This window comes from Pseudomonas sp. WS 5503, from assembly GCF_012985385.1.
GTDB classification, from domain to species: domain Bacteria; phylum Pseudomonadota; class Gammaproteobacteria; order Pseudomonadales; family Pseudomonadaceae; genus Aquipseudomonas; species Aquipseudomonas paracarnis.
The window spans coordinates 68,241-79,586 of record NZ_JAAQWI010000010.1 but is presented as its reverse complement, the minus strand read 5'-3'; the positions used below and the strand labels follow the sequence as shown (position 1 = coordinate 79,586).

At 54.4% G+C, this 11,346-nt stretch carries 11 protein-coding genes; 9 read left to right on the top strand and 2 right to left on the bottom strand.

Translation table 11 applies throughout. The annotated features are described in order from the left end of the window. The first annotated feature begins 1 nt into the window (after position 1). The 9 genes from HBO10_RS23680 to HBO10_RS23640 all read left to right on the top strand — a co-directional run bounded on the left by HBO10_RS23680 (position 2) and on the right by HBO10_RS23640 (position 8,122). A complete protein-coding gene (locus tag HBO10_RS23680) occupies positions 2-589 on the top strand; it encodes a TerD family protein (protein ID WP_078465803.1) in 588 nt (195 codons plus the stop codon). After that, entirely contained in the window at positions 589-1,764 is a 1,176-nt protein-coding gene (locus HBO10_RS23675; protein WP_078465802.1) for a TerD family protein, read from the top strand. Before HBO10_RS23680 ends, HBO10_RS23675 begins: the two co-directional genes overlap by 1 nt. 45 nt (positions 1,765-1,809) lie before the next feature. Further along, the gene (locus HBO10_RS23670) at positions 1,810-2,259 is read left to right on the top strand and encodes a tellurite resistance TerB family protein (RefSeq protein WP_078465801.1); all 450 of its coding nucleotides are present in this window, start codon (positions 1,810-1,812) and stop codon (positions 2,257-2,259) included. A gap of 44 nt (positions 2,260-2,303) precedes the next feature. Next, the gene (locus HBO10_RS23665; RefSeq protein ID WP_078466138.1) at positions 2,304-3,305 is read left to right on the top strand and encodes a TerC/Alx family metal homeostasis membrane protein; all 1,002 of its coding nucleotides are present in this window, start codon (positions 2,304-2,306) and stop codon (positions 3,303-3,305) included. Between the two features lie 27 nt (positions 3,306-3,332). Continuing rightward, positions 3,333-3,908: a TerD family protein gene (locus tag HBO10_RS23660; RefSeq protein ID WP_046071045.1), complete on the top strand. Its 576-nt coding sequence runs from the start codon at positions 3,333-3,335 to the stop codon at positions 3,906-3,908. Between the two features lie 82 nt (positions 3,909-3,990). Next, positions 3,991-4,569: a TerD family protein gene (locus HBO10_RS23655; RefSeq protein WP_169904187.1), complete on the top strand. Its 579-nt coding sequence runs from the start codon at positions 3,991-3,993 to the stop codon at positions 4,567-4,569. Between the two features lie 164 nt (positions 4,570-4,733). Then, positions 4,734-5,735, top strand: a complete 1,002-nt coding sequence (locus tag HBO10_RS23650; protein ID WP_169904188.1) for a hypothetical protein — start codon at positions 4,734-4,736, stop codon at positions 5,733-5,735. Between the two features lie 83 nt (positions 5,736-5,818). After that, positions 5,819-6,793: a lysozyme inhibitor LprI family protein gene (locus HBO10_RS23645; RefSeq protein ID WP_078465799.1), complete on the top strand. Its 975-nt coding sequence runs from the start codon at positions 5,819-5,821 to the stop codon at positions 6,791-6,793. Positions 6,794-6,928: 135 nt separating this feature from the next. Then, on the top strand, positions 6,929-8,122 hold the full coding sequence (locus HBO10_RS23640; RefSeq protein ID WP_169904189.1) for a DUF4236 domain-containing protein: 1,194 nt from the start codon (positions 6,929-6,931) through the stop codon (positions 8,120-8,122). 52 nt (positions 8,123-8,174) lie between these two features. Here the strand turns inward: HBO10_RS23640 and HBO10_RS23635 are convergent, their stop codons facing one another. Then, positions 8,175-9,419, bottom strand: a complete 1,245-nt coding sequence (locus tag HBO10_RS23635; protein WP_078465798.1) for a VWA domain-containing protein — start codon at positions 9,417-9,419, stop codon at positions 8,175-8,177. A 326-nt stretch (positions 9,420-9,745) separates the two neighbouring features. Continuing rightward, entirely contained in the window at positions 9,746-11,038 is a 1,293-nt protein-coding gene (locus HBO10_RS23630) for a TerD family protein (RefSeq protein ID WP_233100536.1), read from the bottom strand. Positions 11,039-11,346 lie beyond the last annotated feature (308 nt).

Genomic DNA, 11,346 nt, shown 5'->3' with positions numbered 1-11,346 from the left:
CATGGCACTAACCCTGCAAAAACAGCAATCCATCTCCCTGGCTAAAACGGCCGGCAGTTCGCTGACCAGCATCAGCCTTGGTTTGGGTTGGGACCCAGTCAAGGCGGGCGGTTTCCTCGGCAAGATGTTTGGTGGCGGTGCCGAGATCGACCTCGACGCTTCCTGCATTTTGCTGAACAGCGATTACCAAAAAATCGACCTGGTATGGTTTCGCCAACTGAAGTCTCAGGACGGTTCGATCAAACATTCCGGTGACAATCGTACCGGCGAAGGCGATGGTGATGACGAGACCATTAATGTCGACCTGCAGCGCTTGCCTGCCTCCGTCAAGTATCTGATTTTTACGGTAAACTCATTTACGGGACAGACTTTTGAGAAAGTCGAAAAGGCCTATTGCCGTATTGTGAATGGCAGCAACAACAATGAGCTAGCTCGCTTCAACCTATCGGAAAAAGGTGGGCACACCGGAATCGTCATGGCGAGCCTGACCCGCGAGAATGGCGACTGGGAATTCAAGGCAATCGGTACGACGACGAATGGCCGAACTGCCGACGACCTAATCACTCTGGCCGTTCAGGCGCTGCGCTAATGGCGAATCTCGTACCTGGTGGTAACGCGCCGGTTGCCAGCGGCCAGCTTCGCGTTGATATCAATTACACGCCAATCCCGGGGGCCGACATTGACGTCTCGGCCTTCGCACTGGGCGCCTCGGCCAAAGTCCGAGGCGATGGCGACATGTGTTTCTATGGCCAGCCTCAAATTCTGGGTGGCGCCGTTCAACTGACCGAGTCCTCGGCCGGGCGCGCAGTGTTTTCCCTCGATACGAGTCGTCTTGAGTCTTCAGTTGAGAAAGTGGCCCTTACTGCCACTATCTACGAAAACAAGGCAAGCTTTGAGCGTGTGTCACAACTTTCGGTTGTGGTGACAGGAGGAATCGAAGCTCAAATCCCTACTGGCGGCATGAAGGAAACAGCACTCATCCTCGGCGAATTTTATCGCCGAAATGGTGACTGGAAATTCCGCTGTGTGGCCCAGGGATTCAATGGCGGACTTGAGCCGTTGGCCAAGCACTTCGGTGTAGATGTCGCCGCACCAGCGCCGGCCCCTGCCCCAGCGCCAGTGGTACAAACGCCGCCGCCTGCTCCGGCCGCGCCCCCTAAATCTACGATTAGTCTGAACAAGGTCACCCTCGATAAAACACGATCGTCTATCAGTCTTGAAAAGACGGCAGCCGGTTTCGGCGAAATCAAGGTGAATTTGAACTGGAACAAAGGCAGCTCGGGCGGCTTCTTTAAGCGAAGCCAATCCGTCGACTTGGACGTTGGTTGCCTGTACGAGCTGCAAGACGGCGAGAAGGGGGTTGTTCAAGCCCTCGGAAGATCGTTCGGCAGCCTGACCCAGGAACCTTTCATCCAATTGATGGGTGATGACCGTACGGGCTCTGTCGCTGGTGGTGAGTGGCTGCACATCAACGGGGCGAAGTGGAGTGACATCCGCCGGATCTTGGTATTCGCCTTCATCTATGAAGGTGCTCCGAACTGGAAAGAAACCGATGGTGTTGTGACGATTTTCATCCCTGGCCAACCCGAAATTGAGGTCCGTCTCAATGAAGAGGGTGGTCGTGACGCAATGTGTGCCATTGCGATGCTTGAAAATGTGAACGGCGCCGTTAAGGTCTCTCGGCGTGTGGACTTCCATCGAGGTCACGCAGTAATGGACAAAGCTTACGGCTGGGGCATGAACTGGCGCGCAGGCTCCAAATAGAGAATCTGGCGGGGTCTGCCGACCCCGCCCTTGAGGGAACACAACATGTTTGCATGGCTTAAACAAAACGCTGTTGCAGCGCGTGAAGCACTGACTACTGAAGTTTCAAAGTTCAAGAACCAGAAGTTTCTTGATGCGATGACTGCGAATTGCGCGCTCATCTCGGCTGCGTCAGGTGGTATCTCTTCTGAAGAAAAACAGAAGATGACCGGTTTCATTCAAAACTCGCCTGAGTTGAAAGTGTTCGACATGGGCGACGTAATCAAGGCGTTCAACGCACACTGCGAAAAGTTTGAGTTCGACTTTCAGATTGGCCAGGCCGAAGCACTGAAGGTTATCGGCAAGATCAAGAACGATGCTGGCGCTTCCCGCCTCTTGGTTCGCGTCGGCTGCGCCATTGGTGCGTCTGACGGCGACTTCGATGACAAAGAAAAAGCAGCGTGCCGCTTGGTCTGCCTTGAGCTGGGCCTTAACCCAGCTGATTTTGAACTTTAAGGAGCGGTAATTTGGACACTCACATCGGTTTCCCTCCGCTGACCATGGCGGTATTCGTGGGGATCGCGCTCGGCGCGCTTCTCCTCGACATGGTCACTCACCGCGGTGACAAGCCAATTTCCCTGGCTAAGGCTTCGATTTGGTCGATCTTCTGGATCGCTATCTCGTTGGCGTTCGCCGGCTTCTTATACGTACAGCACGGCCCGGAGGTCGCCAGCCTGTTTGTAACTGGCTACGCCCTCGAAAAAGTTCTCAGCGTCGACAACCTGTTTGTGTTCATGGCGATTTTCGCATGGTTCAAAGTGCCGGATGGCATGCGACACCGCGTGCTGTACTGGGGCATCATTGGCGCGATCGTGTTCCGCGGCATCTTCGTTGCCATTGGTACCGGTCTGCTGGCTTTCGGTCCATGGGTCGAAATCGTGTTCGCCGTGATCGTTGCGTGGACCGCAGTTATGATGCTGCGCGCCGGCGGCGATGATGAAGAGGAAGAGGACTACTCCAAGCACATGGCTTACCGCTTCGCACAGAAGTTGTTCCCTGTGTGGCCGAAACTCCACGGCCATAATTTCTTCGTCAGCCGTAAGCAGCTAGAGGTCGAACTCCAGAAGCCTGAGAATAAAGGCATGACCCTGGCAGCAAAAGGAACAGTTTTTGCGACGCCGCTGTTCCTCTGTCTTGTAGTGGCCGAAGTTTCTGACGTGTTGTTCGCGTTTGACTCTGTGCCGGCGGTGATCGCCGTTAGCCGTGAGCCCCTGATCGTCTACTCTGCCATGCTGTTTGCGATCCTGGGACTGCGTACCATGTACTTCGTGCTCGAAGCGCTGAAACGCTACCTGGTTCACCTGGAAAAATCTGTAGTCGCCCTGCTGTTCTTCATCGCCATTAAACTCGGCCTGAACGCTACCGACCACATGTTTCACCATGGCTACACAATCGATGCAAACACCAGCCTGCTAATCGTTATGGTTGTACTGGTGATTGGTGTAGTTGCAAGCCTTGTCTTTCCAGGCAAGGAAGAAGCTCAAACTGAAACCGCTGAGTAATAGCCCATACCACAAGGAGTAATACCCATGGCGTTGACCCTACAGAAAGGTGGCAATCTTTCGTTGACCAAAACCGACCCGAGCCTGACCAAAATTTTGGTAGGCCTGGGCTGGGACCCGCGTGCTACTGATGGTGCTGAGTTCGACCTGGACGCCAGTGCGCTACTGCTGGGCGCAAATGGCAAAGTACGCGGGGAAGCCGACTTCATTTTCTACAACCAGCTGAAAAGCGTTGACGGTTCGGTTGAGCACACAGGCGACAACCGCACTGGTGCGGGCGACGGCGACGACGAAGTAATCAAGGTAGACCTGAGCCGCATCCCGGCCGACGTGGACAAAGTGGTCTTCATCGTTACCATCCACGATGCAGAAGTACGCAAGCAAAGCTTCGGTCAGGTCGGCGGCTCCTTCATTCGCATCGTTAACGATACGACCAATGCGGAAGTCGTTCGTTACGACCTGGCAGAAGACGCATCGACTGAAACTGCGATGGTGTTCGCTGAGTTGTACCGCAACGGCGGCGAGTGGAAATTCCGGGCTGTTGGCCAGGGTTATGCCGGCGGCTTGAAAGCTCTGGCCAATAACTACGGCATGAATTTTTAAAATTTAGTCATTAATTAAACTATTTTTTGTTTACTTGGCCTTGATTTCAAGGCCTTGTTTACCTCATGTAAAGGAATCGAAAATGGCCGTATCTCTGCAGAAAGGCGGGAACGTAAGTTTGTCTAAAGAGGCCCCAGGCCTGACCGAAGTCACTGTAGGTCTTGGTTGGGACGCGCGAGTTACCGACGGCTCCAAATTCGACCTCGACGCGTCGATCTTTATCTTGGGTGAAAGTGGCCAGGTTCTCGACGACGCCAGCTTCATTTTCTACAACAACAAGAAATCTTTGGATGGTTCTGTTGAACACATGGGCGACAACCAGTCCGGCGAAGGCGAAGGTGATGACGAGCAAGCCACCGTCAAGTTGAACGGTCTGGCTGCCGCTGTGAAGAAGCTGGTTTTCGCAGTGACCATTCACGACGCTGAAGCGCGCAAGCAGAGCTTCGGCCAGGTTGCCAATGCTTACATCCGTGTAGTGAACAAGGCTGACGGCAAAGAACTGGCGCGCTACGACCTGAGCGAAGACGCTTCGACCGAAACCGCCATGATCTTCGGCGAGCTGTACCGCAATGGCGACGAATTCAAGTTCAAGGCAATCGGCCAAGGGTTTGCTGGTGGCCTGGCGCCTCTGGCTAAATCGATGGGCGTGAACATCGGCTAACCCGCAAGGGTTGAGAAAGCCCCCGCGAAACGGGGGCTTTTTCTTGCCTACAGAAACACCACGGAGTTGGTCCTGTAGGCGGTTTCGACTACTTCATCACTAGGAGCGACTGCTGGCGATCGCCACGGCAGTCTACCGGTTCTCGGGTTTAAAAGGATATTTGGATGGGCATGTTTCGTGGGGTTGTAGCTGCAGGTATTTTGGTGTCTATGTCAGGCTGCGGAGCCTACAACGATTTCCAGGCAAACAATGCAGTTCAAGAATACAGGCAGGCATGCCTTGGAAATTATACGAACGAGTGCGAAAGCAAACTGGTCGACACGAACATTGTCATGCTCGAGCTCGCGCGAAGCAACATCGAGCGGGAGAAGGACTCGATTGTGCAAGTCGTCGGCAAAGATGGATTTGATCGTTTCTCAAAAACTGCCAATGAGCTAATTGACCACTTGGTCGATCAACAGGAAAACAAGCGTCCAGGTTTTTTTGCACGATGGTTCCTGGGTGAAGGTCAACCGTTCGGCAACACACGCAACCAACTTTTTGACATTGCAGACATGCAAGAATTAAGTGCTGCAGTGCTTCAAAAGATCAGCTCCGGTGTCCACGCGAGCAAAGCATCTGCTAAGCCTAATGAACCAATCACTGAGACTGAGGCAATCTTGTTAGGCAAGGTACCTCAGGCACCGATTCAGGCTCAGGTCACCCCGACTGCCCAGCCGGCGGAACCAGCAGCACAGGCCGCCGAGTCGACTGTTCAGGCATTAGTGCCATCCGACCTTGCTGCATCTGCAGATCGGATGATCGCGAGTGAAATCGCCCGGGATGGCGGGGATGAATACAAAGAGGGCCGTCAGGTTAAGTTTGCTGACCTAAATAACGACGGCATCAAGGATGCCGTAGTGCTTTACACGATCGAAGGTCAAGGTGGCGGCAATGGCTACTTCCAAACCCTTGCCGCGTTCATTGGCGACTCGGCAGGATGGGACTTCCGTGGAAAAGCTGTAGTCGGCAATGGTGTCCAGGACATTCAGGTAGTTGATCCCCAAACCGTCAGACTGACGGTTCTCTCCGTCGGTCCGGATGATGCGGATTGCTGCCCGAGTGTTCAGAGCACCGAAAACTACAAGTGGGACGGCACGACATTTCTTCAAGCCCCAACGTCGTAAGTAAGAGCCAGGCATCAGGCACCTAGCCGTGTGCATACGAGTGCGGCTAGGCAGGGCTCTGGCGAAACGCTGGAGCAAACAAAATGAAGGAAAAATCGAATATGTCGCGATTCAACATCGGCTCTGGCCTTTTCGTCATGTTGCTCTCCCTGGTATCAGCCCACTCCAATGCCACCAGCTTTGATTGCACCAAAGCTGCAAGCTTTGCTGAGAAATCGATTTGCACAGATTCTGCACTCAGTCGTCTGGATGAGCAGATGAACTCCGAATATGTCCGCGCTTTAGACGCAGCGCCGCACAAGGCCCAGGTCCGTCAAGATCAACGAGACTGGTTGCGTCTGCGCGACAACTGCAAGACCGCCAGTTGCTTAACCGCTTCGATGACTGATCGGCTCAGTGTTCTATTACGCACCAGGGTTGATCAGCCATCTAAAGCGCCAACCTCCGTTGCCGCTACCCGGGTTGATCAATCTGAAACGAATGTGATTTCAAAGACCGCTACTTCTCCAATGGTCCCCGCCGTGGTGAAGCCGGCGGCCCCGCGAAATGCCACGGATGATCATCAAGCGATCCTGAACTTGAAGATTGGCCTGTTCGTGATGGCAATGTTGCTGCTGGTCTGCATTTACCTGCACCGTCAGGGGACCATTACGATCTATCAGGACTACACCGACGCGCTTTGGACAACCTTGACTCCGATCTTGGGGATTGGTGCGTATTTCGTCGCGAGCGCCTGGCTCGAGGTACCACGCAACTACTCCATCATTGCTGCCTGTGTCCTTGGTGGTCTTATGTCATTGCAGGTGCTTATCCAAACGTACAGAAGCAACAGCATCTGGTTTTTCCTTTTATCCCTCTTCGCAAAGGTCATTCTGCTGACCTTCTACCTTCTGATGATGGCCCTCCTGCTGTGCGGTGGTGCGCGAACCAAAAGTGAGGCCCGGCGGCGGCGCGGCTGGGCAGTTCTTGCCACGACCGTATTCGTATTCCTCTCAGGCTGGATGTGCCGGAATCGGCAATTCAGTTCGATCGACGATTACATAGCCGGACGAGCATAAGTGACATATCGGAGGTCGCGCTATTGCCACATGCGTGCCCCCGATGTAAATGGACGTCGGGCCAGTCTAAGGGGCCCGACCGAAGCCGGCATTTCAAACAACAAAGAATCCAGGAAGAAGGATCAAGGAGTAGTCATGGGATTTCGTTTCAGCAAGCGAATCACGATTGTGCCTGGCGTACGCCTTAACATCAGTGGGAAGGGGGTGAGTACTTCTATTGGGCCCCGTGGTCTGAGTATGACGATGGGCCGCAATGGCACCTATCTCAATGCGGGTTTGCCCGGTACCGGGCTTTCATATCGTGAAAGGATCGACCGGCCCAGTAGATCAAGTAATTCTCAGTCGGCGCCCGCCGGAAGCGAATACTCGGGCCAGGTAAAGGTCAAGGTAAACGAAGATGGCACGTTGTTGATTACGGACATGGATGACATCGAGTTGCCGGCTGCTGTCATCAAACGCGTCAAATCCGAGATGGCCGATTCCATTCAGGACTTGCTGACGAAAGCAGCGGATAAGGTCAACCAGGATCTTGAGTCCTGCCTAGGCGTGCACCTGTTGACGCCACGGCCGGGGGCCATGCCGGTAATCCCAGCTCCTTTCGCCATTGAAGAACCCACGAGGCCTACTCAGCAAACGCCAGGCTTGATGGATCGAATGCTGCTGCGCAGCGCGAAGATTGAGCGTGAGGCCGAGTCAGCGGAAGAGCAGTATCGACAAGACCTCGCGAACTGGCAGGCCACGCGGGACGCCCATGAACTTGAACGCACCGAAATCGAGAAAGCATTCCGGCTGGCGGCAAAGGGCTTCAGTGCTCAGATGGAACGCGCTCTGGACTATGTGTTGAGCGGCATTGCCTGGCCAAAAGAAACCCAAGTGGCCTATGAGTTCTCACAAGACGTTACCGGCGTCGCGCTCGATGTTGATTTACCTGATGAGGGCGACATCCCGCAACGCAGCGCTGAAGCCAGAGGAAATGGCAAGCTGACCTTTAAGAATCGTTCGGATGCCCAGGTGCGTAGGGATTTTGTCGCATTGTGCTATGGCTCTCTGTTTCGAGTTGTAGGAGAGGTATTTGCTTTACTGCCGGCGATCCAGAAGATCTTGGTGTCGGGCTACATTCAGCGTAACAACCCCGCTACCGGTGCGGTGGATGATCAGTACGTGCTCTCGGTCTTGGTAGGCCGAGATCAGTGGGATGCGATTGATTTTAATCGTCTGGATGCGATCGATCCTGCAGCGACCCTGATCGCGTGTGGCGCAGTGGTAAAGCTAGACCGCTCTGCGCGTTTTGTTGAGGTGACGCCGATGGATATGTCGGTCTTGAACTGAAGACAACCGCGGCGGCTAGAGCCGCCGCGGTGTGGGGCAGGGCAGGAGAAGATTAGCGAATGATTCCTTCGCGCTTTGCCTCCAAGATCCACATCGGAAATTCCTGCATCAGCCGTTCGTACAACTGCTCTTCCGTCATGTCGTGCAGGTCATCCAGGGCAAAGAATCCGCAGTTGTCCACGACTCTCCCGGGCATGGTGTCCAGTTTTTCCAGAATGCCGTAATTCCGGCCTGCTAAACCAACGTATTGCCAGAAGATTCCCAGCTTCGCTGCATCCACCATAAGTTGCGTGATCTTGCGGTTTTCAGACACGCCACCGTCGCTGATGAAAACCACAAACATAGGGGTTTTGTCTTTGGAAGCTTGGAAGGACTCGATCACTTTTTGGATCGCCTTCGGCTCATCATTGTAGCGCCGACCGACGTCCCACTTTGTCCAGCCGCTGTTGTCGGATTCGACAAAGTTCTGGTAGTTGTTCAGTTTCACAGGTGAGAGTCGCAATGGTCGTTCGGCGAATGTCCAGCACTCAAGTTCAGCGTCTGTATCTAGGGCGACGGCGATTGGCACAAGTCGATTTAGGACTTCCTGCACCCGGCCGGTTTTGTATTGATTTCTCATCGAGTCGGTGACGTCGAGCACGAGCAAAACGCGAGCTTTCATTCCAACCAGGCAGGCTTTCTCGAGGCTAACCTGTGCCTTCTTGGCCAGACTGACCAGCTCCGGCGCGACAGCAGCTACACGCTTCTCCAGAGAGATTGTGGAGGGAGATGGGGCCGGTGCCGCCTCTTCAGTAACTTCGCCGCCAAAATGCCTCACGAGAGCGTCCAAGCCCTCGGCAAACCCCTGAAGGTTAGAGGCCAACCGCCACTCCCCATTCTTTCGGTAAAGCTCAACGATCATTACCGCTTTCTCGGTTGTGAATGTGAGCCCTGAGAACGCGCAGGTCGCTCCTGTCTCACCAGTGGGGCTGATTACTTTGAAGTTGCCATTCCGGATGTCACTCATGGCCCCGGCACCATCGATAGAGGCTGTGAAGACCAAACGTTCGATAGAGGCGGGCAGGGTGGCTAGATTAATTTCAAACTGGCCGCCCGGGGCAAGCTTCACACTGCTGCAAGGCGTGACAGGCTGATTGAAGAAGACCATATAGCGATCGTCAGAAAGCTTGCCTTGGTCGTCGACACCGAAACAGACGAAGTCAATGACGCCGGGGCTTTCGATGTTGACCGAGAGAGTGAGGGAGAGACCGGGAACAATATTTGCCAGCGGCATGCGCTGGCCTTGGGTGATCTGCATGCATGGTTCCTTGTGACGATTAGAGCGCCTGATGATGAAGTGGCCATGGTGAAACAGCCGGTTCTGCACGGGTGGCTGGTTTATCCGTCGGCTTAAACCTAACGGCGCTCGACCTTCCTGCAAGTCTTATAAGGCCAGTGAGGTCGCAGCGGGAAGTTCCTATGGTAAGAACTGTTTTGTTCGTGGGCGCGGGGCGATTCAACATGAGTTGATGAGGCAGATGATGCTGGCATACAACCAAAAAAGAAATCCCGCGGCGGCCGTGTGCCGTCGCGGGAGTACTGGTCAAGCATGGATCTGCTCAAAGCGCCTGTAAACACGAAAGCTTAGACGTACTGCTTTTTGCCGCTCCTTGCGATTGGGCGCCCTTTAAATACGTGTGGGCCGTCCATGGTCAGTTCGATTTTGTCACCTTTCCGAGTCAGCCAGGGGGTGGCTTCACTGCCAGTTTTGGAGGTAACTCCGGATGGGCTCAAAAGGATGTGGTCATCATGGATTTCGATTTGGCCGATAACAAAAGTGTAAATCATTGAACTGAAGAAACCGCCAGCCTTGAATTCGAATGCGCACTCGACGACCTGGTCGCCGTATTCCATCCGCATCTTAGGTTTCAGTGATGCCACCGAAACCGCACCGTTATCTACCGCTGAATAAACGCTGCAGACCAGCGCTACCTTACCGCCCATGAGCTGCGAGATTGCTGGGTTAATTTCGACGGTTTCAATACCAGGAGCGGAGGCGCTGGCGCTGACTACGTCACCGGTATGGAAAACGAAGGGATCGACGTCAAAGGCCCCACGCTTGTCAGGTGCCTGGATGATGGACATTCGCCCATCAGGACGAAGGATGCCGATTCGAAGATCGAGGTCGTCGTTGTCAGATCCGTCGCCGTTATCAACCCACGTTGCGCTGACCCGAATTACCTTTGGAGCGGACGGCCCTTTTTCGAGGGACACCTTGTGGCTGCTGCCAGGCTTGTCCAGTTTAACCACGGTCTTGGCGATGTTGACGGGCTTTGGAGGCGGTGAAGGTGTCGCCGCCGGCGCGGAGGATGCATTGTCTTCAACTTCGATGCCATAAAACCCGCAGAGTCCGGCAAGACCTGAGGCGAAACCTTGCCATACAGAGCGTGCCTTGAGTTGGCCGTTCCGGACGTACAACTCAAGCACGATGATGCCCGTCTCTTGTGAGAAGGGCTCAGGTGCCAGTTCCAGGGTTTGGTCCCCGGCAATGACGATAGCGCGAAGGTCTTTGACTGCTTCGAAGCCGCCGGCGCTGCCGTCTTGCGTCAAAGTGATTGCGATCTTCGTGATGTTTGCCGGGAGTCGAGACGAGTCGAAGCTGATGCTGTGACTGACCGTGTCGCCACGAGCGATCGGGGGCGCGAATGTCGCCGCCCCTGAAGAGTGCTCGGGTGCATTGAAGAAAACCATGCCGCTGTCATCCACTACCTTGCCAGTGTCGGTGACCAAAAACGCAGTAAGGGTTACGTCTAGGTTGTTACCTGCCGCATGGGTAACTTCCACCCGCCCTTGGGAGGAAAAGATCGTTGTGTTCTCGCCGGGTTTGAGTGACTGATTCAATTCATGCCGCCTATTCCATGGGTTTTCGTAACGCATTGTTCATGCGCTGCGCTTTTGTTGTTTGAGCGCGAAGGCCGGCCAATGGGGAAACATCCCTCATTGGTGCTGATTGCATTGATGCAGTTTAACGGCTTGGCCGCCGGCGACCGCCGAGACATCCATTCTCCATTTACACACCGTCTGAAACCCAAGTTTGGAACGTACGAGAGGGAATGTTGTGCGCGACATTGAAAGTCCTCTCAGTCCCGTTAAGTTCTGTTCGTAGGAAACAAAAACATCTGCCCGGCGTTCTGCACCGGAATTCGACACGGCATTTTGAGTGGTGCGGTCTCCTGCTAGATGGC

What these genes read in the sequence shown, in the direction of transcription:
- HBO10_RS23680 (WP_078465803.1), top strand. Translation starts at nt 2, where the DNA reads ATGGCACTAACCCTGCAAAAACAGCAATCCATCTCCCTGGCTAAAACG.
- HBO10_RS23675 (WP_078465802.1), top strand. Translation starts at nt 589, where the DNA reads ATGGCGAATCTCGTACCTGGTGGTAACGCGCCGGTTGCCAGCGGCCAG.
- HBO10_RS23670 (WP_078465801.1), top strand. Translation starts at nt 1,810, where the DNA reads ATGTTTGCATGGCTTAAACAAAACGCTGTTGCAGCGCGTGAAGCACTG.
- HBO10_RS23665 (WP_078466138.1), top strand. Translation starts at nt 2,304, where the DNA reads ATGGCGGTATTCGTGGGGATCGCGCTCGGCGCGCTTCTCCTCGACATG.
- HBO10_RS23660 (WP_046071045.1), top strand. Translation starts at nt 3,333, where the DNA reads ATGGCGTTGACCCTACAGAAAGGTGGCAATCTTTCGTTGACCAAAACC.
- HBO10_RS23655 (WP_169904187.1), top strand. Translation starts at nt 3,991, where the DNA reads ATGGCCGTATCTCTGCAGAAAGGCGGGAACGTAAGTTTGTCTAAAGAG.
- HBO10_RS23650 (WP_169904188.1), top strand. Translation starts at nt 4,734, where the DNA reads ATGGGCATGTTTCGTGGGGTTGTAGCTGCAGGTATTTTGGTGTCTATG.
- HBO10_RS23645 (WP_078465799.1), top strand. Translation starts at nt 5,819, where the DNA reads ATGAAGGAAAAATCGAATATGTCGCGATTCAACATCGGCTCTGGCCTT.
- HBO10_RS23640 (WP_169904189.1), top strand. Translation starts at nt 6,929, where the DNA reads ATGGGATTTCGTTTCAGCAAGCGAATCACGATTGTGCCTGGCGTACGC.
- HBO10_RS23635 (WP_078465798.1), bottom strand. Translation starts at nt 9,419, where the DNA reads ATGCAGATCACCCAAGGCCAGCGCATGCCGCTGGCAAATATTGTTCCC.
- HBO10_RS23630 (WP_233100536.1), bottom strand. Translation starts at nt 11,038, where the DNA reads ATGCGTTACGAAAACCCATGGAATAGGCGGCATGAATTGAATCAGTCA.